The organism is Pseudomonas sp. LFS044, from assembly GCF_047978245.1.
Classification (GTDB): Bacteria; Pseudomonadota; Gammaproteobacteria; order Pseudomonadales; family Pseudomonadaceae; genus Aquipseudomonas.
Window position 1 is genome coordinate 65,499 of sequence record NZ_JBFPFX010000008.1, and the last position, 24,869, is coordinate 90,367.

The 24,869-nt window shown below is 61.5% G+C and carries 20 protein-coding genes; 15 read left to right on the forward strand and 5 right to left on the reverse strand.

Features of this window, described 5'->3' with window-relative positions:
- Window positions 1-32 precede the first annotated feature (32 nt).
- The 4 genes from ACNQPL_RS08875 to ACNQPL_RS08890 all read left to right on the forward strand — a co-directional run bounded on the left by ACNQPL_RS08875 (window position 33) and on the right by ACNQPL_RS08890 (window position 10,045).
- Complete coding sequence (locus tag ACNQPL_RS08875; protein ID WP_416466474.1) at window positions 33-4,082, forward strand: RHS repeat domain-containing protein; 4,050 nt, start codon at window positions 33-35, stop codon at window positions 4,080-4,082.
- Between the two features lie 174 nt (window positions 4,083-4,256).
- Window positions 4,257-6,209 (forward strand): hypothetical protein, encoded by a 1,953-nt coding sequence (locus tag ACNQPL_RS08880; RefSeq protein ID WP_416466475.1) that lies wholly within the window; start codon window positions 4,257-4,259, stop codon window positions 6,207-6,209.
- A gap of 137 nt (window positions 6,210-6,346) precedes the next feature.
- Window positions 6,347-8,530 carry an autotransporter outer membrane beta-barrel domain-containing protein gene (locus tag ACNQPL_RS08885; RefSeq protein ID WP_416466477.1) on the forward strand — a complete coding sequence of 728 codons (2,184 nt, stop codon included), beginning with the start codon at window positions 6,347-6,349 and terminating at the stop codon, window positions 8,528-8,530.
- A gap of 63 nt (window positions 8,531-8,593) precedes the next feature.
- A complete protein-coding gene (locus ACNQPL_RS08890) occupies window positions 8,594-10,045 on the forward strand; it encodes a hypothetical protein (protein ID WP_416466479.1) in 1,452 nt (483 codons plus the stop codon).
- A gap of 8 nt (window positions 10,046-10,053) precedes the next feature.
- Here the strand turns inward: ACNQPL_RS08890 and ACNQPL_RS08895 are convergent, their stop codons facing one another.
- The 4 genes from ACNQPL_RS08895 to ACNQPL_RS08910 all read right to left on the reverse strand — a co-directional run bounded on the left by ACNQPL_RS08895 (window position 10,054) and on the right by ACNQPL_RS08910 (window position 14,507).
- Window positions 10,054-10,794, reverse strand: a complete 741-nt coding sequence (locus ACNQPL_RS08895) for a molecular chaperone (RefSeq protein ID WP_346613702.1) — start codon at window positions 10,792-10,794, stop codon at window positions 10,054-10,056.
- A 59-nt stretch (window positions 10,795-10,853) separates the two neighbouring features.
- Window positions 10,854-11,402 carry a fimbrial protein gene (locus ACNQPL_RS08900; protein ID WP_346613703.1) on the reverse strand — a complete coding sequence of 183 codons (549 nt, stop codon included), beginning with the start codon at window positions 11,400-11,402 and terminating at the stop codon, window positions 10,854-10,856.
- 168 nt (window positions 11,403-11,570) lie between these two features.
- Window positions 11,571-11,981, reverse strand: a complete 411-nt coding sequence (locus ACNQPL_RS08905; protein WP_346613704.1) for a PA2817 family protein — start codon at window positions 11,979-11,981, stop codon at window positions 11,571-11,573.
- 78 nt (window positions 11,982-12,059) lie between these two features.
- The gene (locus ACNQPL_RS08910) at window positions 12,060-14,507 is read right to left on the reverse strand and encodes an acyl-CoA dehydrogenase (protein ID WP_346613705.1); all 2,448 of its coding nucleotides are present in this window, start codon (window positions 14,505-14,507) and stop codon (window positions 12,060-12,062) included.
- Window positions 14,508-14,770: 263 nt separating this feature from the next.
- Here ACNQPL_RS08910 and ACNQPL_RS08915 point away from each other — a divergent pair, with 263 nt between their 5' ends.
- The 3 genes from ACNQPL_RS08915 to ACNQPL_RS08925 all read left to right on the forward strand — a co-directional run bounded on the left by ACNQPL_RS08915 (window position 14,771) and on the right by ACNQPL_RS08925 (window position 17,237).
- On the forward strand, window positions 14,771-15,394 hold the full coding sequence (locus ACNQPL_RS08915; RefSeq protein WP_416466480.1) for a glutathione S-transferase: 624 nt from the start codon (window positions 14,771-14,773) through the stop codon (window positions 15,392-15,394).
- 134 nt (window positions 15,395-15,528) lie between these two features.
- Window positions 15,529-16,461 carry an ABC transporter ATP-binding protein gene (locus ACNQPL_RS08920; RefSeq protein WP_019473812.1) on the forward strand — a complete coding sequence of 311 codons (933 nt, stop codon included), beginning with the start codon at window positions 15,529-15,531 and terminating at the stop codon, window positions 16,459-16,461.
- On the forward strand, window positions 16,458-17,237 hold the full coding sequence (locus tag ACNQPL_RS08925) for an ABC transporter permease (RefSeq protein WP_110744551.1): 780 nt from the start codon (window positions 16,458-16,460) through the stop codon (window positions 17,235-17,237). Before ACNQPL_RS08920 ends, ACNQPL_RS08925 begins: the two co-directional genes overlap by 4 nt.
- Here ACNQPL_RS08925 and ACNQPL_RS08930 read toward each other — a convergent pair.
- Window positions 17,121-17,759 (reverse strand): DUF2062 domain-containing protein, encoded by a 639-nt coding sequence (locus tag ACNQPL_RS08930; RefSeq protein ID WP_416466481.1) that lies wholly within the window; start codon window positions 17,757-17,759, stop codon window positions 17,121-17,123. The genes ACNQPL_RS08925 and ACNQPL_RS08930 overlap by 117 nt on opposite strands.
- 142 nt (window positions 17,760-17,901) lie before the next feature.
- On the opposite strand from ACNQPL_RS08930, the gene ACNQPL_RS08935 reads away from it, so the two are divergent.
- The 8 genes from ACNQPL_RS08935 to murB all read left to right on the forward strand — a co-directional run bounded on the left by ACNQPL_RS08935 (window position 17,902) and on the right by murB (window position 24,776).
- Complete coding sequence (locus ACNQPL_RS08935) at window positions 17,902-20,115, forward strand: DNA internalization-related competence protein ComEC/Rec2 (RefSeq protein WP_346613708.1); 2,214 nt, start codon at window positions 17,902-17,904, stop codon at window positions 20,113-20,115.
- 115 nt (window positions 20,116-20,230) lie between these two features.
- Window positions 20,231-20,866 carry a MotA/TolQ/ExbB proton channel family protein gene (locus ACNQPL_RS08940; protein WP_028614013.1) on the forward strand — a complete coding sequence of 212 codons (636 nt, stop codon included), beginning with the start codon at window positions 20,231-20,233 and terminating at the stop codon, window positions 20,864-20,866.
- A complete protein-coding gene (locus tag ACNQPL_RS08945) occupies window positions 20,863-21,297 on the forward strand; it encodes an ExbD/TolR family protein (RefSeq protein ID WP_346613709.1) in 435 nt (144 codons plus the stop codon). Before ACNQPL_RS08940 ends, ACNQPL_RS08945 begins: the two co-directional genes overlap by 4 nt.
- Window positions 21,297-22,307 carry a tetraacyldisaccharide 4'-kinase gene (gene lpxK, locus ACNQPL_RS08950; RefSeq protein ID WP_416466482.1) on the forward strand — a complete coding sequence of 337 codons (1,011 nt, stop codon included), beginning with the start codon at window positions 21,297-21,299 and terminating at the stop codon, window positions 22,305-22,307. The genes ACNQPL_RS08945 and lpxK overlap by 1 nt, the downstream gene beginning before the upstream one ends.
- Before the next feature lie 42 nt (window positions 22,308-22,349).
- Entirely contained in the window at window positions 22,350-22,535 is a 186-nt protein-coding gene (locus ACNQPL_RS08955) for a Trm112 family protein (protein ID WP_003247142.1), read from the forward strand.
- On the forward strand, window positions 22,532-23,296 hold the full coding sequence (gene kdsB, locus ACNQPL_RS08960) for a 3-deoxy-manno-octulosonate cytidylyltransferase (protein WP_416466483.1): 765 nt from the start codon (window positions 22,532-22,534) through the stop codon (window positions 23,294-23,296). The genes ACNQPL_RS08955 and kdsB overlap by 4 nt, the downstream gene beginning before the upstream one ends.
- Entirely contained in the window at window positions 23,296-23,760 is a 465-nt protein-coding gene (locus tag ACNQPL_RS08965; RefSeq protein ID WP_416466484.1) for a low molecular weight protein-tyrosine-phosphatase, read from the forward strand. The genes kdsB and ACNQPL_RS08965 overlap by 1 nt, the downstream gene beginning before the upstream one ends.
- The gene (murB, locus tag ACNQPL_RS08970; RefSeq protein WP_346613713.1) at window positions 23,757-24,776 is read left to right on the forward strand and encodes a UDP-N-acetylmuramate dehydrogenase; all 1,020 of its coding nucleotides are present in this window, start codon (window positions 23,757-23,759) and stop codon (window positions 24,774-24,776) included. The genes ACNQPL_RS08965 and murB overlap by 4 nt, the downstream gene beginning before the upstream one ends.
- Window positions 24,777-24,869 lie beyond the last annotated feature (93 nt).

The following is a 24,869-nucleotide window of genomic DNA, read 5'->3' on the forward strand; positions in this document are numbered from 1 at the left end:
CGGGGCGGGGCCTTCTCTTCAGAGGTCTGCTTATGACCACTAAATCATTAGTGCACTCCAACGCCTTCAACTTCCTGAGCTTCCTCAACAACAGCGTCGACCCCCGCACCGGCCAGTACACCCTGGCCATCGAGCTGCCGGAGCTGGTCGCCAACAACCTCAGCGGCCCGTCCCTGCCCCTGCGCATCGGCTTCAACCCGATGAACACCCAGGATTCGGGCTTTGGCATGGGCTGGACGCTCAACCTCAGCCAATACGACCCCGCCACCAATCTGCTGCACCTGCACACCGGTGAAAGCTTCAAGGTCACCGGCGGCGACGCCAGCGACGGCACCGGTAAGGTGTTCAAGGAGCGCAAGCTCAGAAGCTTCCACTTCCATGACCACGGCACTGGCTATCGCGTCGAGCACAAGGCCGGCCTGGTCGAACTGCTCGAACTGCAAGGCCCCAGCGACAATCGCGTGGCCTTGCCCACCCGGGTCGAGGCGCCCTCGGGCCATGGCATCACCCTCAGCTACAGCAATTTCCAGGGTGCCCCGTGCCTGGTCGGCATCAAGGACGACACCGGGCTCGCGCTGCTGGCCATCGACTATACCAGCGCTGAAATCACCCTCAAGCTGCACCCCGACTCCGGCCCCGGCGGCGCCCCGCTGGCCAGTTACACGATCAAACTCGACCAGCGCTTCACCCCTGCGGTACGCCTGCCCCATACCATCGTCCTGCCCAGCGACGACAAGGCCAGCTGGAGGCTCGGCTACGACAAGGTACGTGGTGTGGTGTGCTTGACCGACGTGCATACGCCGGTGGGCGGCGTCGAGACCATCGATTACGACGATGCCGGCCACCCCTTCCCCGGCAACGCTCGTGACCCGCTGCCCCGGGTTACCAAGCACACCATCAAGCCCGGCTTCGACCAGCCCGACATGGTCACCACCTACGCCTACACCAGCAACAATTTCCTCGGCATGGGCAGCGGCATCACCTGGCGCGACAACGGTGAAGACAACCTCTACCAGTTCACCGGCACCCAGTTCAGCTATGGCTCGACCGCCACTTACCTCGCTGGCGATACGCCGCTGCGCAGCATCACCCGCCGCTTCAACCGCTTCCACCTGCTGACCCTGCAAACGACCGAGCAGGCCCATGAGGTCTACGACGAACACGCCGCGCAGCCACGGCGCGAAACCTGCGTCGAAGAGGTCGAGACCGTCTACCACGAAACCAGCGCCAGCTTCGACCTGCAGCCGGCCGCCTTCCAGCTGCCCAAGCACCAGCTCAAGCGCTGGAAGATCAAGGAAGATGCCAGCCGGCTACGGGAAGAAGTGCTCATCACCCAGTACGACGAGCATGGCAACCTGGCCCTGGAGTCCCAGGCCGCAGCGCCGGTGTACCAGGGCGATGCGATCGACGAGGCCGCCACCCTGGCAACCACGATCCACACCCGGCACACCTACTACCCGCATACTGGCGAGGGCAGCGATTGCCCGCCCGACCCGCAGCTGTTCACCCGCAGCCGCAAGACCAGCACCGTGCACCCGGCCGCCAATGGCGAAGGCCAGGCGGCCACCCTGCAGACTCATTACCGTTACCAGTACCTGCAAGCCCTGAAAGAAGCAAGTGTGGGCAAGGGCTGGCTCGAGGCCCATGAGGAAGACGTGCTGGCGGTAGCAGGCGGGCAAGATGCTCCAGGCCAATACACGCTGCGTGAATATCAGGACTTACCTGAAGATGCGCTCCAGCACGGCCGCATGACCTTGCAGACGCAGATTCTGAATGGCCACCAAACGAAAACCGAGTACCGTTACGACAAGCGCCCCGAATTGGGTGCCGATGTGCTGAATGAAGTGCGCACCTTGACCGGTTTCGACCATGGTGAAAGCCTTGGTAATGGCGCGGTTCGCCATGCGCAGAAGGTCAATACCTTGCGCCATAGTGTGCTGATCAACCAGCCACTACTCAACTTCGACGAAAACGATGTGCAAATAGCTTACGCATACGATGCCTTGCGCCGCGTGACCAAGGAGACGGTCTCGCCAGATGACCCGGAGTTGAAAGCTGCACGCGAGTACACCTATACCTTGGTGAGCCAGGGCGGCGGGCAAGCTGCGCAAACGACCAAGGATGTCAAAGGCGTGACTACCCGCACACTGGTCGACGGGCTCAACCGCGTGGTCGAACAGTCACGTCAGGATGCCGACAGCCCTGATACGAACAAGCGTGCCGGCTGGCGGCCGACCTACGCTGCCCGCTACGACGAACTGGGCAACCTGGTAGCTGAAACCGATTTCGACTGGCTGGATTACCCAGGGCAGCAGCCCCGCGAGTTGGCGTTGCAGCGACAGATGGCGTTCGATGGCTGGGGCCAGCAATATTGCCAAATTGCAGTTGACCATGTACGTCATTATGACCGGTACGACCCGATCGGCACCTCGGCCTCGCAAGGGCCCACCCGAACTCATTGGCGCGAGTCCCCTGATGGCGAGCAGGCCACTGGCAAGACCGTCACCTGGCTTACGCTCTTCGATGAGCCGGCGCGTGTCGAAAGGTTCGACGCCGATGGCAAGTCGTACAGCATTAACCTGACGCTGTATGACGGTTTGCAACGCAAGGCGCGTGAGGTCAACGCTCGCGATGAAGTGAAGCGCTATGCCTATGATGTGTTCGACCGTCTGGTGGATGAAACCCTGGCCGATGATAGCGTGGTGCATCGCGACTATGCCCAGCATAGCCACGAGGACGTGCCTGTATTGATCAGCGTGAACGGCGTAGTGCTAGGGGAGCAGCGTTTCGATGGCCTGGACCGCATGGTCGAGTCGATCACCGGCGGGCGCGTGCGCGAATTCGGTTTCGAGCCAGGACAGATGAAGCCCAGCACGGTTCTGACCCCAAGCAAGCAGCTGATCGAATACCGCTATTTGCCTCAGCTGAGTGAAGAGCCGCAGCTGCGGCAGATTGCCGAGAAGGGTATCAAGGCCGACTACCAGTACGATACCCAGAATGCGCGCCTGCAGCGCTGCGAGGAGCAAGGGCTGGTAATCGCGCGCGAATATTTCAGCCACGGGGAGGTCAAAAGCGAAACCCGTGAGTATGAGGGTAAAACCTACACCATGCACTACCAGACCAGCTTGCTGGGGCGCCAGTTGGGCTACACCGACGTACTCGATGGCCAGCAATCGTACGAGTACGACCTTTACGGCAGGTTGAAGCAAACGGCCCTGGGCACAACGGTTGCCACGTTCGAATACGATGGCCTGGGGCGAATGTACAAGACCCTGACCCGGGAGGGGAGCCAATATCTGGAAACAGTACTGGCGTTCGATGAGTTCGACAGGGAAGTAAAACGTGAGTTCGATATTGGCGGTACGCTGCAGTCGCTGACGCAGGGCTACGATGTTGAAGATGCGATCGTCTGGAAGACATTGAGCGAAGGCGAGCAGGAGCTACGCCATGAAGTGTATCTATACGACCTGCGCGGCCGGCTGCGCCAGTATAACTGCAAGGGTGACCTGTGCCCTGAAGACCCATACGGTAAAGCCATACAGCAGCAGGTCTTCAGGTTTGACGCCCTGGATAATATAACCCGAGTCAGTACGGTATTTGCCGGAGGCAGCAACCAGGCCAGGTATTACTTCGAGGAGGAGGACCCCGCGCAACTGAGCCGCATCGAAAACAACCATCCGGATTACCCGAATTTAATCGAGCTCAAGTATGACCGTGATGGCAACCTCACGCTCGACGATGCCGGCCGCCAGTTGGCGTACGACGGGCTGGGGCGACTGATCAGTGTCGAGCCCCCCGCGCCGATTGGCGAGGCGTTCGACCAGCAGGGCAATCGTGTCTGGGATCAGGGCGGACGACGGTTCACTGCAGACGAGCAAGGCAAGGTGATCAGGGTCGATGTGCCGTCTGCAACGCGCTCGGTCAGTGACGTTGGGCCCATGCGTGGCCCTGGAGGAGAAGCATTGTCAGCCGTGCGTGAGACAGGTGGCAGGCTGTTGTGGTGCGTCACTTTGCACAACGCTGAAACTGCCAAGTATGGTTATGACCCCCTGGACAGATTGACCAGCCAGGAAACTGATTAGATCAATCGGGTTACTTGAGGCCCGCCGATAAAGGCGGGCTTTTTTTATGCCTGACGTTATTGTCAACCTGATAAAAATGCCAGTTGCTTGAGCGGGGAGGGGGTAGGAAGATGGACGAAGGATCCTGTTGGTTTTCGTACCTTAAAGCGGAATACTCCCTCCACGAGGTTACCTATGAATACGGTAGGCAAGTCAGGTTTCGATGGCGGCATGCGCAATGGCGGTTCACAGCCCAAGGCAATATTGGATGCCATGACTGTAAAAGATGAAGTGCTGGCGGACAAGGCCGATAATACGGTGCTTGTCAAATATCTCAGGGATGCCAACTTCCCACTGATTATCACCATTCAGAGTCCCTGGCAGCTGCCCACCTTTGCTGACGATGTCGATACATTGAAGGTTTATCATGCGGTAACAAGAACGGTGATCATGACTCAAGAAATCGTTATGGGGGATGAGGGCAAATTCCCATTTGATATTGAGGTGCCAAAAAGTCTTATTGATGTGTTGGGGGAGGGTCCTAATACTTTTATCTTTGAGGTTGATCACTACAATTTAGATTTCAGTTATTCACTTGACTTGACGCTTATTTTCGATCGTGTGGCACCCTACAACCAGACTCCACCAGTCAAAATGCCTGACATTACTCTCGTCACGGATGCCAATAAAAATACGGTCGAACTCGAGTTGCCCGAGTATTCGGACTTTCGACCTGGCGATCGAGTAGCCTACTGGTGGCAGGCGTCGATTCCGGAAGACCCGTGGAGTGTCCCGTACGTAGGTTTTGGGGAGATCACAGCACTACCCCAGAAGCTGATTGTTCCAGCTCCGGTTATTGACGGCGTTGGCGATGGTGGTGTCATGGCTGTCTACGTCTTGCTGGACAAGGCAGGCAACAACAGTCCCATGTCGGACATCACCCATATCGCAGTTGCCTTGGGCGCTCTGCCTGACAACCTCAAGGATCCTGTTGTGCCAATGGCTGCGGATGGGCTAATCAATCAGCAGGATGCTCATGATGGGGTCGTTGTGCAGGTCTTGGAGTTCGATAACTGGAAGCCCACTGACCAGCTGCGCGTCACTTGGGGTAATTACACCTCGCAATGGCGCCCGATCAGTGATACGGGCCGGTTTCCTCAGGAGTTCTCTATCCAGGCATCCATTCTGTTTGCTGAGTATGGTGCCGCCACTGCGGGAGATAAACCTACTCAGGTGACGTACGAGGTCCGGCGCGGCACCGCGCTGGTAGGTGACAAGAGCATCTCTGTGGTGGTTAACCTGGAGCGCATCGGCCCGGTAGATCCGGGTCCGGACCCGGAATGGCCAGACCCGGTAAACCCGCGACTGGAGAAAGTAACGATCACGGGTGATTCTGGTGAGGAAAACCACCTGAAAGACCCCGATGACGAATTCGAGGATGCAACGCTTGCGCTTGTCGTCAATAGTACCCTCAAAGAGAACGATGAGCTCACATTCTATTGGGGTGATGAGCATATTCAAGACATCGACCATACGGTCGCAGATGGGGAGCCCGGGGTCGAAATCACCAAGACGGTTAGCTGGGACGTTATCGAGGCGCGAGGCAATGACACCGTGCCCGTTCATTACCGGGTGCAACGCCCAGGTAATCCAAACCCGATTCGTTCGGTCAATACTGATGTGTTGGTAGAAGCTGTGGGTATTCATCCAGCTAAACCTGAATTCCTTGGGCTTGCTGCAAACGGTTGGTTGAACTGCTCATCGATTTATGAAGATGCCGCCGACCGGGAGCCAGCCGTGCGTGTGCAAATGGAAGACCTGACCCAGTATGGTCTGACGGCGGGAGACAGCGTGACCCTGCACTGGTCCGCAGTTCATGGGCGTACCGGTGAGGACCCCGTTGATGGAGCTGACCTGGATGAACCCATTGTGTTGGATGACACCACGAAAACGGGTTTTGTCTGGAAAGTGCCATTTGAAACCAATGTGAAGCAGATTTATGACCCGGTGAACGGCAAGCCTGATGGCCGCGGGCGAGTGAAGTATTCCTTTACTTTGAATAGCAGGACTTACGAGTCCGAAGTTCAGGAAACCGTCGTTTCCATGCACGATGGTTTGAACAGCTGCCCGTTGAGACCTAAGCCATGAGGTGGAATGGGACGAGATGCATAGGCAGCGTGAAGGATAAACCCTGTATAAATCAGAAATTTCCTACAGGTATTTCAGGGTTAGCCTTGTAGCCTGCTGACTTCGTCGTAACTGTTTATTTCTACGAAGGTAAATCAATGATTCTTGGATATTCAGGAATGCATCCGCTCGCCCAGGCTTTACTCTTGGCCTCGGCATTCACGGTGCCACAAGCCGCCCTGGCCCTGACGCAAGTCGATGGCGAACTGAGCATCGGTCAGGGTACGCCGGTTGACAGCTACCTGGTCAACCCAGGGGCGAAACTGATCGCCGAAAGTGCCACGACCGAAAGTATCGATGTGCGTGCCGGTGCGAGCCTGCAAATGACAGGCAGCACCGTAACGGGTAATGGTGCCGATGGCGTGGCGTTGGTCGCTGCCAATGCCAACATCTCGGGTAATTCGAGAATTGTCAGTGATCGCGCCGGCTTGCGTTTGCAGCGTAGCGACCTGGTGGGGTCCACGGCGACAGTGATCAACAGCCATGTGGAAGGCGCTCGAGGCGGGGCGCTGTTGTCGGGGAACTCGACCTTGAACCTGCAAGGCAGCACATTGGTAGGAGGGGGTACGTCCAGCGCCGCCTCGTTGTTCGGCAACGCCGTGCTGAACGCTCAGGGCAGTACCCTGACGGGGGCAGGCGCTGGCTTGCAGGTAACCGGTGACAGCGCATTCACTGACGCGGCCAAGATTACTTTGGTCGGCAGTACGGTGGAGGGCAAGGACGGGTCGGCAATCGTCGTTGGCGACTTTCCTGGCAGGCCGGCCAAGGCAGACATCCAGGTAGGGCCGGGTTCCAGCCTGATCGGCGCCAACGGCATCCTGCTGGAAGTGCTTGGCAACTCGGCCGCGACCATGGCCGTCGATGGCAGTGCTCTGGTGGGCGATGTGAAGGTGGAGGCCGGGTCCAGTGCGAGCATCAGCCTCGACAACCGGGCAAGCCTGACCGGGCGTCTGGAAAACGTCGAGGCCTTGTCCCTGGCCAACCAGGCGCGCTGGAACATGGTCGAAGACAGCAGCGTGGGCAGCCTGGCCATGAATGCGGGCTCGGTACGTTTTGGCGAGGCCGGAGAGTACCAGCGCCTGACGGTCGGAGAGCTGAGTGGCCAGGGCACCTTCATAATGGATGCCGATTTCAGCACCGGGCAAACCGACTTCCTTGAAGTGACGGGCTCTGCCACGGGCGAGCACAGCCTGCTGGTCGGCAGTAGCGGCGCGGACCCGGTGACGGAAAACCAGTTGCACCTGGTCCACACCGCCAGCGGCGATGCGCAGTTTTCGTTGCTCAACGGCCCGGTCGATCTCGGCGCGTTCTCCTATGAGCTGGTACAACGAGGCAATGACTGGTTCCTCGACGGTTCGAGAAAGATCATCAGCCCGGGCACGGCTTCGGTGTTGGCCTTGTTCAACACCGCCCCGACAGTCTGGTATGGCGAACTCACCACGCTGCGCAGCCGCATGGGTGAAGTGCGCCGGGACCAAGGGAAGTCGGGCGCCTGGGCCAGGGCCTATGGCAACAAGTTCAACGCCTCGCCTGCAGCCGGCAGTGACTACCAGCAGGTTCAGCAAGGTTTCTCTATCGGGGCCGATACGCCGTTGCCTGTCGGTGACGGGCAATGGCTTGCAGGGATCATGGCAGGCCATAGCAGTTCAGACCTGAACCTTGAGCGAGGCGCTTCGGCCGATGTGAAAAGCTACTACCTGGGCCTTTACGGTACGTGGCTCGATGCAGCGAGCGGTTATTACTTCGACGGCGTCGTCAAGCTCAACCGATTTGACAACTCATCCAATGTGACCCTCAGCGATGGCAAGCGCGCCAAGGGTGATTACGACAACCTCGGGCTGGGCGTATCTGCCGAATTTGGTCGCCATATCGAACTGGGCGATGGCTATTTCGTCGAGCCCTATACCCAGTGGTCCGCCGTCACCATCGAGGGTAAGGACTACCGTCTGGACAACGGCCTGCAGGCACGCGGTGACGATACCCGTTCGCTGCTGGGCAAGGTCGGCGCCACCGTGGGTCGTACGTATGACTTGGGTCAGGGGCGCTTCGCGCAGCCTTATGTACGCCTGGCTTACGCCCATGAGTTCGCCAGCGCCAACGACGTCAAGGTCAATGACAACCGTTTCGACAACGACCTGTCCGGTTCGCGCGGCGAGCTGGGTGCAGGGCTGGCAGTATCGCTGAACGATCGGTTGCAACTGCACGCCGATTTCGACTACAGCAATGGCGAACACATCGAGCAGCCCTGGGGGGCGAATGTCGGGGTGCGCTACAGCTGGTAGGACCTGAACATAGGGTAGGCATTGGGCCTACCCTTTTTTTTGCCCTTGGGCCGGGAGACGGTCATGCATGACACAAACGATTTTGGTGCAGGTATCACCGCCGAGTTACCCGCCCCCATCGCACCGGCTGCCTTGCCGGATATACCTGGCGGTGAGCCTAACCTGATGCCCATCAACGCATTGGCTAACCCTGTGCGAATCGAGTTCACCTTATGGGCTCATTCCCAGCCGACCCCGACTGAACCGGAGTCGGTAGATATCTACTGCAATGGCAACAAGGTAGGCGAAAAGGTATGGACGCAACCCCTGCCGGAAAGCGAGCGCTTTGTGGATATCCCAGCCACCCACTTCACCGAGGGCACATTGCAGTTCGACTATGTGGGGCATGTATACAACGCAAGCGAACTTCGCTCGGAGGAACTGACACTGACAGTCGACAAGACGCCTCCGACGCTAGGTGCCAGCAATGGGCGTTTGCAGTTTCCCGAGCTGGGCGAGGATGACCTGACGGAATATTTCCTGCTCACCCACGATGATCGCCTGCAGGCCCTGATACCCGACTATGTGGGCGCCGCGCCGGGGGATGTGATCATCTATTACTGGGACAGCAAGCTGTTCGAAAACAACGAGGTTGACCGATGGGTGCTCACCCGCGAGGACATTGGCAAACCCCTGCAGTTTCCCTATCTGGGCGATTTGATCCGTGAACGGGGGGATGGTGTGCGTTATGCGCAGTATGCCATCGAGGATCGCGCTGGCAATGCCAGCCAGGTCGCTGCACCGTTGGACCTGATGGTGGCTGCGCAACCGGCGCCACGTGTACTGCCGGCCTTGGAAATCCCTTCGCTGGGCACGCAACCGTCGGTCGACCTGAAGCTGCTGAACTTCAACGCAGCGCTTGATGTGATCGTTCCGCAGGCGGCAGTCATAAACCCTGGAGAAAGCTTCGAGCTAGTCTGGGGCGAGGAAGGCAGCTTCGCAAGCTGGCGCGAGCCTGGCCGGGATGGGCAGCGAGACTACGCGGTTCCGATGCGCAACGTTATAGCCATGAGCGGCAAGGTGGTGCAGTTGTACTACCGGGTTGTGTCACTAGGCACCACTCTGACCTCTGAGGTGCGTGAAGTGAGAGTACTGCCTATCCCTTTGGAGAATATGCAGACGCCACAGGTCAACGGGCGGACCGGAGGTGACCTCGAAGTAGCGAAATTGACGTCGGATGCTGTAGTCACCTTGGAAAAGTGGAGGCATATCGGTGTCGATCAGCGGGTATCGATACAGGCACTGGGCACATCTGATAACCAGCCAAGCCATCCCGTGCTGACCGATTACAAGTTGACCGATACAGATGTTGCCTCAGGTATCGGCAGCCAAGGGAATGTGACCATTCCTCTGTCATACCTGCGCCAGCTGTCGGTCAACCACACTCTGGAGGTCAGCGCCATGGTCAGCTATGACGACGGTGCAACCTGGCCACCTATCCCCAATTTCGGCAGGCTCACATTGACTATCAGATGAATGGCCCCTCAAGGTGTAGCGCTAAGCAGTGGTTGAGTGACCGCTGGCGTGACGCCGCCGTAATCATTGAGGGTGGTGAATGTTACTGTGAGGTTGGCCAACGCTGCGGTGCTCGCAAGCGCGTAAGTTTGACGCCCGAACGGACGCACCATTTCGCGGCCTTTCAACTGTTCTGTCTTACCGTTGCCGGTAACTTCGAGCAGGCCGAACGTGAAGTAAAACGGCGAGGGGTTGTCGACCACCAGCTGCTGTTTGCCCTCGATCCATTGCACTGACCACTTCAGGTCTTTGAGGTGGATTTGCGGGTTGCCCTTGAGCTGGCTTGGCCGGAAGAACAGTTTGATGCGTGTGCGCAACGCAATGTTCAGGGTGTTGCGCTCATTATCAGCGTCGGCCTGGGGAATTTCCTGCAGGTTGAAGAAGAACAGCGATTCGCGGTCTTGCGGCAGGTCGTTGGGCAGGCGGTTGATCTGCACCGATTGTTCATCGCCTGGCGCTAGGCGGAACAGGGCGGGCGCGGCGATCAAGGGTACGGCTGTGGTGGTGTCGTCCGCTTCGGTGTTGACCCAGGCCTGAGCCGCATAGGTTTTCTTGCTGGGATTGCCGACAGTGACTGAACTGCTGTTCTTGTCGCTTTCGTGGACGATGCGGTTGTTGCTCAGGGTAAGGGCTGCGTAGGCGGTGTTCAGGCAGCCGAGCAAGGCGAGTAGGCATGCGCCCGAGCGCATGCAGGTTGAAATGAAGGGCATGGTGTGGGCCTGGCAATGAACGGAGATGGCCCGGGTGCCTGGACACCCGGGATGCAACGTCAAGGAAGGTTGACGGTGAAATTCACGTTGGCCAGCGCAGATCCTTCGGCGACCGGTACTGCGATTGCCTCGTAATGCGCGGAAAACAGCATTCGAGTGGGGGCCAGTTCGTCCACCTGGTACTTCACCGAGTCGTCGCCTGGAGCAAGCCGAGTGTTGTCCTTGTCGAGAATCGAGACGGCCAGGTTCGCGGTAGAGCCCGGCAGTAGCTTGTATAGGTCGTTTGCCGGGCCAGTGGGCCCACCCAAGGATTCAAACGAGACATCCACTTCTGTGCCTGAAGGGATATCGCAAACGCCGGGGACAGGTGTAATTTGGAGGGCGAAAGTCCTGGCCGGAGTTTTGTCGCCTACGGTCTTGAATTGCGCTGCATACGGGAAGCCGAGCTCGACGCGGGTTGGGGCGCCCGTGGTCGGGTCGACTACCTCGATGGGGCATGGACCGGCAGCATTCACCGCACCATAGAAGTTGATGGTGCCGGTTTCCGGCGCGGCCAGGGCAGCAGTGCTGGCAAACGCCAGGGCCAGGGGGATGAAGGCTATCTTCATTGAATTACTTCCTACGCTGTTGGTTGGCGTGCGCCCTGCGCACGACACTGGACGTTTCCAGTGCGCCGCTCAGAGTAGGGATTGCAACTGCGTGTGGCTGTAAGCCGAGTCGCGCAAGTTGATGGGCATTTACCACAGTCCTCTGTCATTAAAAGAGGGCTGCCGAAGTCAGTGATTCTGGCTGTTGCCCGGCAGGCTCAGCAGCTGCTTCTGTTTGTGCCAGTCGAAAGGCTCGCCCTGCTCGCTGGCTTCAAAGCGTAGCTCTTCCAGTTGCTGGTACAGCTCGAGCTCTTCGTCGGGCATGTAGTGCAGGCAGTCGCCAGCGAAGAACCAAAGCAGGTCACGGGGTACCAGGTGTGCGATTTGTGGGTAGCGCTGGATGACCTGGCAGATCAGGTCCTGGCCCAGGTACTGGCTTTCCAGCGGGTCCTGCGGCAGCAGGGTCAGCAGTTCATCGAAGCGTTCGAGGAACAGAGCATGGCTTTCCTCCGGTACCTGCTCGGCATCACCCAAGGCCACCAGGATGGTGCGCAGGTGGTTCAGCAGTTGCAGGTGGTATTCCAGGTGGGGGGTGGCCATGGGATGGTCCTCGAGGTGGCTAAAACGGGGGCGGAGTATACGCCGGTGGGCAGGGGGCCGCAAAACGGCCCCCTGCCTTCAGCGCACCTTGCCTTGCTCAGGCAGTAATTGCTCCTTGTCGAATGCATCCACATCGATCACGGCCCTGCGTGCGTTTTCGGCTGCATGCAGCCGTTGCCCCTCTTCGACTTGCAGTGCACCACTCTGAACTGCCGCATCGATAGCCGATTGACCAGGTGCTGGTTGTACCTTGCCCTCCTTGATCGCCTGATGCAGCACTTTGTGCAGTGGCGCAGTCTCGTCCAGCAGGTTGCTAGCTCGTTGCAATGCCGCCACCGGGTCACCCTCGGCCTGTGGCCGGAAGCAGCCGGCGAGCAACTCCTCCAGCGCCGGGTCGCCCTCGCTGCGGCCGATCAGCGCCGCCACTTCGGCATCCAGTTCATCGCTCGGCCCGGTATGGCGGCGGCCGAAGGGGAATACCAGCACGCGTAGTGCGCAACCGACAAAGCGGTTGGGAAAGTTGTCGAGTAGCCGGTCCAGGGCTTTTTCCGCCTGACCCAGGCTTTCTTCCATGGCCCAGCGCAGCAGTGGCTGCATGTGCTCGGGTGACCCCAGGTCGTGGTAGCGCTTGAGTGCGGCGCTGGACAGGTACAGGTAGCTGAGCACATCGCCCAGGCGCGCGCTCAGGCGTTCGCGGCGCTTGAGCGCGCCGCCCAGCAGCATCATCGACAGGTCGGCCAGCAGGGCGAAGGCGGCGGCCTGGCGATTGAGGGCGCGGAAATAACCTTGGCTCAAGGCATCACCGGGTACTGGCTCGAAACGGCCTAGCCCCAGGTTGAAGACCAACGTGCTGGCGGCGTTGCCGGCGGCGAACATGATGTGCTTCATTAGCAGGTCGTCGAACTCCTTCAGCGCCTGGTCACGGTCCTCACGCCCGGCCAGGGCCATTTCCCTGAGCACGAACGGGTGGCAGCGGATGGCGCCCTGGCCGAAGATCATCAGGTTGCGCGAAAGGATGTTGGCGCCCTCGACCGTGATGAAGATCGGCGCCCCTTGCCAGTTGCGCCCCAGGTAGTTGTTCGGGCCCATGATGATGCCCTTGCCACCATGCACGTCCATGGCGTGCTGGATGCACTCGCGGCCGCGCTCGGTCAGGTGGTACTTGAGGATCGCCGATAGCACCGAAGGCTTCTCGCCCAGGTCCACGGCTTTGGCCGTCAACAGACGGGCGCTGTCCATCAGCCAGGCATTGCCGCCGATGCGCGCGAGCGACTCCTGGATACCCTCGAATGCCGCCAGCGGTACGTTGAATTGCTCGCGAATGTTCGCGTACTGGCCGGTCACCAGGCTGGTGTACTTGGCGGCGCCCGTGCCGACTGCCGGCAGGGAAATGGAGCGCCCCACCGACAGGCAGTTCATCAGCATCATCCAGCCCTTGCCAAGCATGGCCTGCCCGCCGATGAGGAAGTCCAGCGGCACGAACACGTCCTTGCCGCTGTTGGGGCCGTTCATGAAGGCGGCGCCCAACGGCAGGTGACGTTTGCCGATTTCAACACCGGGCGTGTCGGTGGGGATCAGGGCCAGGCTGATGCCGAGCTCCTCCTGTTCGCCCAACAGATGGTCGGGGTCGTAGGCTTTGAAGGCCAGGCCCAGCAGGGTGGCGACAGGGCCGAGGGTGATGTAGCGCTTCTCCCAGTTCAGGCGCAGGCCGACCACTTCCTCGCCGTTCCATTGGCCCCTGCAGACCACGCCGGTGTCGGGCATGGCACCGGCGTCGGAACCGGCCAGCGGGCCGGTGAGGGCGAAGCAGGGGATTTCCTCGCCACGGGCCAGGCGGGGCAGGTAATGCTTGCGTTGTTCGTCGGTGCCGTAGTGCAGCAGCAATTCGGCTGGGCCGAGGGAGTTGGGCACCATTACCGTGGAGGCCAAGTCACCGCTGCGGGTGGCGAGTTTCATCGCGACTTGGGAGTGGGCGTAGGCGGAGAAGCCCTTGCCGCCGTATTCCTTGGGAATGATCAGGGCGAAGAAGCCGTGTTCCTTGATGTGCTGCCAGGCTTCGGGCGGCAGGTCCAGGTCCTGGCCGATCTTCCAGTCGCTGACCATGGCGCACAGATCTTCGGTAGGGCCATCGATGAACGCCTGTTCTTCTTCAGTCAATTTAGGTGCCGGGTAAGCCAGCAAAGTGCGCCAGTCGGGGCGCCCGCTGAATAGTTCGCCGTCCCACCATACGGTGCCGGCGTCGATGGCTTCGCGCTCGGTTTGCGACATGGGCGGTAGGGTGCGCTGGAACCATTTGAACACCGGGCCCGTGAACACCTTGCGGCGCCACTCCGGCAGCGCGACCAGGGCGATTTTCAACGCCAGTACGATCCAGATCAGGGCCAGCAACCAGCCGGGCGCACTGCTGAAAATGCCCATCAGCAGCACATAGACCGCCATGGTGCCGAGAATCTGTAAGGGCGCCAGGCGCCGGTGCGTGAGGTACGCCGCGCCGATCACCAGCACTACCAACCACAACAGCAACATAATCGGTCCTCCTTGGAACCAGGGGGCTTGAGCCGTCCCAGACAGCTTAGACGCAATGCTGTGAACGGCAGCTTCAGAACAGTGACAGGGTGTGGCGGCGGGAGTTTCAGTTCATTGTTCGCCTGTACCGGCCTCTTCGCGGGTAAACCCGCTCCTACAGGTCGGTGGTGATCCCTGTAGGAGCGGGTTTACCCGCGAAGAGGCCGGTACAGGCGGCGAATGTCTGGAGTAGACTGGACCACCGCATTCATAAGGACGTTGTCATGCTGAAGATCTGGGGCCGCAAGAACTCAAGCAATGTGCGCAAGGCGCTTTGGATTGCCCAGGAGCTGGGCCTGGACTTCGAGTCCATCGACGCCGGGGGGGCCTTCGGCGTGGTCAACGAGCCGCACTACCGCGCCCGCAACCCCAACGGCCTGGTCCCCATGCTCGAAGACGGCGACTTGACCCTGTGGGAGTCCAACACCATCGTCCGCTACCTGTGCGCCGAGTACGGCGCCGAGCAGTGCTGGTACCTGGAAGACCCGCGCCAGCGCGCCCTGGCCGACAAATGGATGGACTGGACCACCTCGTCCTTCGCCGCACCGTTCCGTCCGCTGTTCTGGGGCCTGCTGCGCACGCCGGAAGACCAGCGCGACTGGGTGGCGATCAACGCCGCGCACAAGCAGTGCGCTCAGCTGCTGGCCATTGCCGATGAAACGCTGGCCAAACAGCCGTACTTGTCCGGTGACCAGATCGGCATGGGCGACATCCCACTGGGTAGCTTCATCTATGCCTGGTTCGAAATGCCCATCGAGCGCCCGGCCATGTACCATCTGGAAGCCTGGTATGAACGCCTGAAACAACGCCCGGCCTATCAGGCTGCGGTGATGACCGCGCTCACTTGAACCTGCTTCGATAGTCATTATCAATAGATGTGACTGTACTTGTGCGGCCTGGCCTTGCACCATTGGCCGCACTCACTGCGCCAGTGACTTTACCTGGCGTGTCCTGCACCTTTTTCCTCGGTAAGTGACCCGCTATGAGTTCCGCCCTGTCCATCCGACAGCTCACCAAGACCTACGGCAACGGCTTCCAGGCCCTCAAAGGCATCGACCTCGATGTTGCCGAAGGCGACTTCTTCGCCTTGCTCGGCCCCAACGGCGCCGGCAAGTCCACCACCATCGGCATCCTCTCGACCCTGGTGAACAAGACCAGCGGCACGGTGAATGTATTCGGCCACGACCTCGACCGCGAGCCTTCAGCGCTCAAGCGCTGCCTGGGCGTGGTGCCGCAGGAATTCAACTTCAACCAGTTCGAGAAAACCTTCGACATCGTCGTCACCCAGGCCGGCTACTACGGCATCCCGCCGAAGCTTGCCAAGGAGCGCGCCGAGCAGTACCTGACCCAGCTGGGCCTGTGGGACAAGCGTGATGTGCAGTCTCGTTCGTTGTCTGGCGGCATGAAGCGCCGCTTGATGATTGCCCGCGCGCTGATTCACGAGCCGCGCCTGCTGATCCTCGACGAACCCACCGCAGGTGTGGACATCGAACTGCGCCGCTCGATGTGGAGCTTTCTCACCGAGCTGAACCAGAAGGGCATCACCATCATCCTCACCACCCACTACCTGGAAGAGGCTGAGCAGCTGTGCCGCAACATCGGCATCATCGACCACGGCACCATCGTCGAGAACACCAGCATGCGCCAGTTGCTGGGCAAGCTGCATGTCGAAACCTTCGTGCTTGACATCAAGCAGGACCTGGCCAGCGCGCCGGTGCTGCAAGGCTACCCATGCCGGCTGCTGACCCCGCACACCCTTGAGGTGCAAGTGGAAAAGGACATCGGCATTACCGCGCTGTTCGGCCAGTTGGCGTTGCAGAACATCGAAGTGCAAAGCCTGCGCAACAAGACCAACCGACTCGAGGAGCTGTTTGTGTCCCTGGTGGAAAAAAACCTGTCGAAGGTGGCTGTATGAGTGTGGAACTGCGCACCAACTGGGTCGCCCTGAACACCATCGTCTACCGTGAAGTGCGGCGCTTCTTGCGCATCTGGCCGCAAACCTTGCTGCCGCCGGCGATCACCATGGTGCTGTACTTCGTGATCTTCGGTAACCTGATTGGCCGGCAGATCGGCGACATGGGTGGCTTCACCTACATGCAGTACATCGTGCCGGGGCTGATCATGATGTCAGTGATCACCAACTCCTACGGCAACGTGGTGTCGAGCTTCTTCGGCAGCAAATTCCAGCGCTCGATCGAAGAGTTGATGGTGTCACCGGTATCGCCGCACACCATTCTTGTCGGCTATGTGCTGGGTGGCGTGCTGCGCGGTCTGGCGGTCGGGGTGATCGTGACCATCCTGTCGATGTTCTTTACCGATCTGCAAGTGCACCACCTGGGCGTGACCGTGGTCGTGGTGCTGCTGACGGCCACCATCTTCTCGCTGCTGGGCTTCGTCAACGCCGTGTTTGCACGCAATTTCGACGATATCTCGATTATCCCGACCTTTGTGCTGACGCCGCTGACTTACCTGGGCGGGGTGTTCTACTCGATCAACCTGCTGCCGCCCTTCTGGCAGACTGTGTCGTTGGCCAACCCGGTGCTGCACATGGTCAACTCGTTCCGCTACGGTATTCTAGGGGTGTCGGATATCAGCATTGGTACGGCGATCACCTTTATGCTGGTCGCCACTGCCGTGCTCTACATGCTGTGCGTCCGCCTGCTGGTCAGCGGCCGCGGCATGCGTGCCTGAGCTTTTCGGCGAGCACTTGAGTTTGCGCCGGCGCCACTGCCGGCCAATCCACCAGCGCCAGTACAGCAGGGTGGTGAAGTAGGCGGCAATGCCCAGCACCACCCCGCACACCACCGAGCCCAGCAGGAAGGGCTGCCATACCGTCGACAGCTGGTCGGTGATCCATTCGAACGTGAGGTTGTCGGGCAACGTGCGCGGGGGTGTCTGCAATAGCCAGGCGCCGGTCATGTAGGTGACGAAGAATACCGGCGGCATGGTCAGCGGGTTGGTCAGCCAGACCAGGCTGACAGCGATTGGCAGGTTACCGCGTACCGGGATTGCCAGTGCTGCCGCCAACAGCATCTGCATGGGGATGGGGATCAACGCTGCGAACAGGCCCACACCCATGGCCCTGGCCACCGAGTGGCGGTTGAGGTGCCAGAGGTTCGGGTCGTGCAGCAGCTTGCCGAAAAAGCGTAAGGACTTGTGTTCCCGAATGCTGGTCGGGTCCGGCATGTAGCGTTTGAACAGACGGCGCGGCATGTAGGCTCCCGGAGCGTTGATCGGGGAAGTATGCCTTGATTCCAGCTCAGCCTCTTTCAGAGTTTGTGACAATTGTTGAGCGAGCCAGGCCCGGTTTTAGGCTATGCCTCTCTAAGCGATTGTGCTTCGGGAGCTCTACCTCATGCGCACAGGGATGTTTGCGCTCGCGCTCGGGCTGCTGTGCCTAGGCTTTCTCCCCGTATTGCCATCGGTCGGATGGTTGCTAGCGCTGGCGGCCTTCGCTGTCGTTAGCCTGTTTTCCCGCGCTTGGCCGTTGGGCTGCTTTCTGCTGGGCCTGTGTTGGGCCTGCTGGTCTGCTCAGAACGCCCTGGATGATCGCCTGGCTGCCGGCCTGGATGGCCGCACCTTGTGGCTGGAGGGGCGGGTGGTTGGCTTGCCAGCCCGAACGGCGCAAGGCGTGCGTTTCGAGCTGGAGGCAGCACACTCGCGGCGGGCCGAGCTGCCGCAAAGGTTGCAACTGAGTTGGTTCGACGGGCCGCCGCTGCGCGCGGGTGAGCATTGGCGGCTGGCCGTGACCTTGCAGCGCCCGGCCGGGCTGCTCAACCCACATGGGCCCGATCGGGAGGCGCAACTGCTGGCACGGCGGGTGGGCGCCACCGGTACGGTAAAAACCGGGCAGCTACTGGCGCCGGTGACCGGTGGTTGGCGCGATGCGCTGCGCCAGCGCTTGCTGGCGATCAAAGCCAATGGCCGGGAGGCCGCATTGGTGGCACTGGTGCTTGGTGACGGCGCCGGCCTGGCCCGCGAGGACTGGCAGACGCTGCAGGCCACCGGCACGGTGCACCTGCTGGTGATTTCTGGCCAGCACATTGGCCTGGTGGCCGGTTTGCTGTACGGCTTGGTCGCCGGACTGGCACGTTGGGGGCTGTGGCCTGCAAGGTTGCCGTGGCTGCCGTGGGCGTGTGGCCTGGCCATGGTGGCGGCGCTGGCTTACGGCTGGCTGGCCGGTGCTGGTGTGCCGGTGCAGCGTGCCTGCCTGATGTTGGCGGTCGTGTTGCTGTGGCGCCTGCGCTTTCGCCACCTCGGCGCAATGTTGCCGCTATTGCTGGCGCTGGTCGCGGTGCTGCTGGTCGAACCGCTGGCGGCGCTGCTGCCTGGGTTCTGGCTGTCGTTTGCCGCCGTGGCCACGCTCCTCTATTGCTTCAGTGGCCGCTTGGGTGGTTGGCGACCCTGGCAGGCCTGGACGCGTGCGCAGTGGGTCATTGCCATTGGTTTGCTACCGGTGCTGCTGGCTACAGGCTTGCCGGTGAGCCTGAGTGCGCCGCTGGCGAATCTTGTAGCGGTGCCATGGGTCAGCCTGGCGGTGTTGCCGTTAGCGTTGCTGGGCACGCTGTTGCTGCCGCTGGGCGGGATAGGGGAGGCGCTGCTGTGGCTGGCGGGCGGCCTTCTGGATGGGCTGTTCCGGCTGCTGGCGCTGGTGGCCCAGCAGCGCCCGGCTTGGGTGCCGCCGGCTCTGCCGTTGTGGGCCTGGCTGCTGGTGTGTCTGGGCGCTCTGTTGGTTTTGCTGCCCCGTGGTGTGCCGTTGCGCGGGTCGGGAGGGCTGATGCTGCTGGCCCTGTGGGTGCCCAGGGAGCCGGTGCCGCTCGGGCAGGTCGAGGTCTGGCAGCTGGACGTTGGCCAGGGCCTGGCGGTGTTGGTGCGTACCCGGCATCACAACCTGCTGTACGACGCCGGGCCAGCCAGAGGCGAAAGCGACCTGGGCGAGCGGGTGGTGCTGCCGACCCTGCGTAAGCTGGGGGTGGGCAGCCTGGACCTGATGGTGATCAGCCATGCGCATGCCGACCATGCGGGTGGTGCTGCGGCCATAGAGCGTGGTCTGCCGGTCAGGCGGCTGATCGGCGGGGAAGCGCTGGAGCATGTGCCATTGCAGCCTTGCGCCAGTGGCGAACAATGGGACTGGGATGGGGTGCGCTTTTCGCTGTGGCGCTGGGCGCAGGGACAAAGCAGCAATGATCGCTCCTGTGTGCTGTTGGTAGAGGCGCAGGGCGAGCGCTTGCTGCTGGCGGGGGATATGGAAGCTGCTGCCGAACGGGCCTGGCTGGCGGACACCGAAGCGCCGCGTATCGACTGGTTGCAGGCACCGCACCATGGCAGCCGCAGTTCGTCCACCGAAGCGTTCATCCGGGCTACCGCTGCGCGTGGGGTATTGATCTCGCGAGGGCGCAACAACAGCTTCGGGCACCCGCATGTTCAGGTGATGGAGCGTTATCAGCGGCATGGGCTGGCGGTGCATGACACGGCGGTGGAGGGGGCGTTGCGGGTGGTGCTGGGGCGGTATGGGGAGGTTGAAGGTATGAGGGGGCAGCGGCGGTTTTGGCGGGTTCGAGCTGAGTGAGGGGGATGCTGGCATGCACCTCCCAGCTCTGCACGCCAATTCCCTGACCTTCGGCAGATGAGGCCCCTGCGCGCGTATGGTAGAGTGGCGGCCTTTTTCCAAAGGGGCGTTTACTGTGTGGGAATTGGTCAAGTCCGGTGGTTGGATGATGCTGCCGATCATTCTGAGTTCCATCGCTGCCATGGCTATCGTCGTCGAGCGCCTGTGGACCCTGCGCGCCAGTCGCGTTACCCCGCCGCACCTGCTGGGCCAGGTATGGATGTGGATCAAGGACAAGCAACTTACCAGTGACAAGCTCAAGGCCTTGCGCGCCGATTCGCCGTTGGGTGAGATCCTTGCGGCGGGCCTGGCCAACTCGCGCCATGGCCGCGAAATCATGAAAGAGTGCATCGAGGAGGCCGCCTCGCGTGTCATCCACGAGCTCGAGCGCTACATCAGCACCCTCGGCACCATTGCCGCCATGGCTCCGCTGCTTGGCCTGCTGGGCACCGTGCTGGGCATGATCGACATCTTCAGTGCCTTCATGGGCTCGCAGATGACTGCCAACGCCTCGGTACTGGCCGGCGGTATCTCCAAGGCGCTGGTGACCACTGCAGCCGGCCTGATGGTGGGTATTCCGGCGGTGTTCTTCCACCGCTTCCTGCTGCGCCGCATCGATGAGCTGGTGGTGGGCATGGAGCAAGAGGCGATCAAGCTGGTGGAAGTCATCCAGGGCGACCGCGAAGTCGAAGTGGCCGGAGGCAAGGCGTGAAGTTTCGGCGCAATCGCCAGCGGGAGAACGTCGATATCAACCTCGCGTCGCTGATCGACGTGGTGTTCGTCCTGCTGCTGTTCTTCGTGGTCACCACCACCTTTACCCGCGAAACCCAGCTGCGCGTCGAGCTGCCCGAGGCCGCCAGTGCCGAGCAGCCGTCAGCCGACCAGGACAAGCTGGTGGAAGTCACCATCAGCGCCGACGGGGTGTATTCGGTGAACAACCACCTGCTGCCCAAGAGCGACCTGGCTACCCTGACCGAGGCGATCGAGCGTGAGTCCGGTGGCGACAACAAGCTGCCGCTGGCGATCAGTGCCGACGGCAAAACCCCGCACCAGGCCGTGATCACTGCAATGGATGCCGCCGGCAAGCTCGGTTTCAGCCACTTGCGCATGACCACCGTCGAGGCAGCCCAGGGGACACCTTGATGGCGCTTGCCGACCGTCTGCTTGCCGCCTGGTACGCCGGGCACCCGGCCCTGGCCCTGCTGCGCCCGCTCGAGGCGCTGTATCGCCGCGTGGTGCTGCGCAAACGCGCGCGTTTTCTCAGTGGTGAAAGTGCCAGCTACCGTGCCCCGGTGCCGGTCATCGTGGTGGGGAACATCACTGTCGGGGGTACCGGCAAGACACCGATGATCCTCTGGCTGATCGAGCATTGCCGCCGTCAGGGGCTGAAGGTCGGTGTGGTCAGCCGTGGTTATGGCGCCAAACCACCGCAGTTCCCCTGGCGCGTCGAGGCGCAGCAGGGTGCCGAACAGGCCGGCGATGAACCCTTGCTGATCGTCCAGCGCACGGGCGTGCCGCTGATGATCGACCCGGACCGTTCCCGCGCCGTGCAAGCCCTGCTGGCCAGTGAACCGCTGGACCTGATCCTGTGCGATGACGGCATGCAGCACTACCGCCTGGCGCGTGACCTTGAGTTGGTGCTGATCGACGCCGCCCGCGGCCTGGGCAACGGCCGTTGCCTGCCAGCCGGGCCGCTGCGCGAGCCGGCCGAGCGCCTGCAGGCGGCTGATGCGGTGCTGTTCAACGGTGCCAGCGGCGACCGCCCCGATGGGTTTGCCTTGCGCCTGCAGCCCAGTGCCTTGGTCAACCTGCGCAGCGGTGAGCGCCGCGCGCTCGACCATTTCCCCGCAGGCCAGCGCCTGCACGCGGTTGCCGGCATCGGCAACCCGCAACGTTTCTTCAATACCCTGCTGGGGCTAAACTGGCAGCCGGTGCCGCACCCGTTTGCCGACCATGCGCAGTTCAGCGCGCAAAGCCTTGCGTTCAGCCCGCCGCTGCCGCTGGTGATGACCGAGAAGGATGCGGTGAAATGCCGGGCCTTCGCCGCCGATGACTGGTGGTACCTGGCCGTTGAAGCACAGCCTGGGCCAGCCTTCAGCGCCTGGTTCGACAGCCAGCTGCAACGCTTGCTGCCAGGGCACCGAACGCCCTGAGCCCTATTCAATTTCCGGCCATCTGGCCTCAAGGAAGCTTTCATGGACACCAAACTGCTCGATATCCTCGCCTGCCCGATCACCAAGGGCCCGCTCAAGCTCAGCGCTGACAAGACCGAGCTGATCAGCAAGGGCGCAGGCCTGGCCTACCCGATCCGCGACGGCATCCCGGTGATGCTGGAAAGCGAGGCGCGTACCCTGACCGACGACGAGCGTCTGGACAAATGAGCCTGAATTTCACCGTGGTCATTCCTGCCCGGCTGCGTTCCACGCGCCTGCCAGGCAAACCGTTGCTGCTGATCGCTGGCAAGCCGATGGTCCAGCACGTCTGGGAGCAGGCGCGCAAAAGCGGCGCCAGCCGTGTGGTCATCGCCACCGACGATGCCAGTATTTTCAAGGCCTGCCAGGCCTTTGGCGGTGAAGTGCTGATGACCCGCGTCGACCATGAGTCGGGCACCGACCGCCTGGCCGAAGTGGCCGCGCAGCTCGGTTTGAGCGCCGATGAGATCGTGGTCAACGTGCAAGGTGACGAGCCGTTGATTCCGCCGGTAATCATCGACCAGGTCGCCGCCAACCTGGCCGCGCACCCGAATGCCGGTATCGCCACTCTGGCCGAGCCGATCCATGACCCGGAAACCGTGTTCAACCCCAACGCGGTCAAGGTTGTCAGCGACAAGAACGGCCTGGCCTTGACCTTCAGCCGTGCGCCACTGCCGTGGGCGCGCGATGCCTTCGCCAACAAGCGTGATCAACTGCCCGAGGGTGTGCCATATCGTCGCCACATCGGCATGTACGCTTACCGTGTCGGCTTCCTCCAGGACTTCGTCAGCTGGGGGCCGTGCGGGCTCGAGCAGACCGAGGCACTGGAGCAGTTGCGGGCGCTGTGGCACGGCGTGCGTATCCATGTAGAAGACGCCATCGAGGCCCCGGCCGTGGGTGTCGACACACAGGAAGACCTGGAGCGCGTCCGGCGCTTGCTGGAGGCCTGATGCGCGTCCTGTTCGTTTGCCTGGGCAATATCTGCCGTTCGCCCACCGCCGAGGGTGTGCTGCGCCATCAGCTGCAGGCTGCTGGCCTGGGCGATCAGGTTCACGTGGCCTCCGCCGGTACCGGTGACTGGCACGTGGGCAAGGCGCCCGACAGCCGTACCTGCAAGGCCGCGCTGGCGCGGGGTTATGACCTTTCGCAGCAGCGCGCCCAGCAGGTAAAGGCGGCGCATTTTGCCGAGTACGACCTGATTCTGGCCATGGATGAAAGCAACCTGGACCACCTGCGCGCCATGCGCCCGCACACTGCGCAGGGCGAACTCGACCTGTTCCTGCGTCGTTATGGCGCTGCCCTCGATGAGGTCCCAGACCCGTACTACGGGGGGGCTGACGGCTTCGAGCAGGTACTCGACCTGGTCGAGGCGGCCTGCCGTGAGCTGGTCGTGGAAATCAAGGGGCGGTTATGACGGCGCGCTGGCAGGAGCAGGTTTCGCTCAAGCCTTACAACACCTTCGGCATCGATGTGAAAGCCCGCTATTTCACCCAGGCACACAACGACGATGAGCTGCGTGAGGCATTGTCGCAGGCGCGCCAGCGTGGGGTTGCGGTGCTGGTGATGGGGGGTGGCAGCAACCTGCTGCTGACCCGTGATGTCGATGCACTGGTGCTGCACGTGGCCAGCCGCGGTCGCCGGGTGCTCAGCGATGATGCGGGCCGGGTGGTGGTCGAGGCTGAAGCCGGTGAGCCTTGGCACCCGTTCGTGCAGTGGTCGCTGCAGCAAGGCTTCTGCGGCCTGGAGAACCTCAGCCTGATCCCTGGAACCGTGGGTGCTGCGCCGATGCAGAACGTGGGCGCCTACGGGGTCGAGATCAAGGATGTATTTGCCGGGCTGACGGCGCTTGATCGGGAGACCGGCGAGCTGCGTGATTTCAGCCTGGAGGATTGCGCTTTCGGTTACCGCGACAGCCTGTTCAAGCGTAACCCTGGGCGCTGGTTGATTCTGCGTGTGCGGTTTGCCTTGAGCCATAGCCTGCAGGCCCATCTGGACTACGGCCCGGTGCGTCAACGCCTGGCCGAACAGGGCGTGCAGGCACCGACTGCGCAGGCCATCAGCGATGCCATTTGCAGTATTCGCCGTGAGAAGCTGCCAGACCCCGCCGAGCTGGGTAATGCCGGCAGCTTTTTCAAGAACCCGGTGGTGCCCGCTGATCAGGTGGTGCGCATTCGCGCGGCGTATCCAGGGGTGGTGGCGTATCCCCAGGGTGATGGCTGGGAGAAGCTGGCGGCAGGCTGGCTGATCGAGCAGGCGGGGTGGAAGGGCTATCGTGATGGCGATGCCGGGGTGCACCGTTTGCAGTCGTTGGTGCTGGTCAACCATGGCCAGGCGAGCGGGGCGCAGTTGCATGCCCTGGCGCAGCGCATCCAGGCGGATATCCTGGCGAAGTTCGGGGTTGAGCTGGAGATGGAGCCCAACCTGTACTGAGCCTCCTGCAGGAGCAGGCGCCGACACTGATAAAAAAGCCCGCCAAGAAAAAGCCCCGCCAGTTCGCACTGGCGGGGCTTTTTCATTCAGCCG

Coding starts and splice junctions, on each gene's coding strand:
- ACNQPL_RS08875 (WP_416466474.1), top strand. CDS start 33: ATGACCACTAAATCATTAGTGCACTCCAACGCCTTCAACTTCCTGAGC.
- ACNQPL_RS08880 (WP_416466475.1), top strand. CDS start 4,257: ATGAATACGGTAGGCAAGTCAGGTTTCGATGGCGGCATGCGCAATGGC.
- ACNQPL_RS08885 (WP_416466477.1), top strand. CDS start 6,347: ATGATTCTTGGATATTCAGGAATGCATCCGCTCGCCCAGGCTTTACTC.
- ACNQPL_RS08890 (WP_416466479.1), top strand. CDS start 8,594: ATGCATGACACAAACGATTTTGGTGCAGGTATCACCGCCGAGTTACCC.
- ACNQPL_RS08895 (WP_346613702.1), bottom strand. CDS start 10,794: ATGCCCTTCATTTCAACCTGCATGCGCTCGGGCGCATGCCTACTCGCC.
- ACNQPL_RS08900 (WP_346613703.1), bottom strand. CDS start 11,402: ATGAAGATAGCCTTCATCCCCCTGGCCCTGGCGTTTGCCAGCACTGCT.
- ACNQPL_RS08905 (WP_346613704.1), bottom strand. CDS start 11,981: ATGGCCACCCCCCACCTGGAATACCACCTGCAACTGCTGAACCACCTG.
- ACNQPL_RS08910 (WP_346613705.1), bottom strand. CDS start 14,507: ATGTTGCTGTTGTGGTTGGTAGTGCTGGTGATCGGCGCGGCGTACCTC.
- ACNQPL_RS08915 (WP_416466480.1), top strand. CDS start 14,771: ATGCTGAAGATCTGGGGCCGCAAGAACTCAAGCAATGTGCGCAAGGCG.
- ACNQPL_RS08920 (WP_019473812.1), top strand. CDS start 15,529: ATGAGTTCCGCCCTGTCCATCCGACAGCTCACCAAGACCTACGGCAAC.
- ACNQPL_RS08925 (WP_110744551.1), top strand. CDS start 16,458: ATGAGTGTGGAACTGCGCACCAACTGGGTCGCCCTGAACACCATCGTC.
- ACNQPL_RS08930 (WP_416466481.1), bottom strand. CDS start 17,759: ATGCCGCGCCGTCTGTTCAAACGCTACATGCCGGACCCGACCAGCATT.
- ACNQPL_RS08935 (WP_346613708.1), top strand. CDS start 17,902: ATGCGCACAGGGATGTTTGCGCTCGCGCTCGGGCTGCTGTGCCTAGGC.
- lpxK (WP_416466482.1), top strand. CDS start 21,297: ATGGCGCTTGCCGACCGTCTGCTTGCCGCCTGGTACGCCGGGCACCCG.
- ACNQPL_RS08955 (WP_003247142.1), top strand. CDS start 22,350: ATGGACACCAAACTGCTCGATATCCTCGCCTGCCCGATCACCAAGGGC.
- kdsB (WP_416466483.1), top strand. CDS start 22,532: ATGAGCCTGAATTTCACCGTGGTCATTCCTGCCCGGCTGCGTTCCACG.
- ACNQPL_RS08965 (WP_416466484.1), top strand. CDS start 23,296: ATGCGCGTCCTGTTCGTTTGCCTGGGCAATATCTGCCGTTCGCCCACC.
- murB (WP_346613713.1), top strand. CDS start 23,757: ATGACGGCGCGCTGGCAGGAGCAGGTTTCGCTCAAGCCTTACAACACC.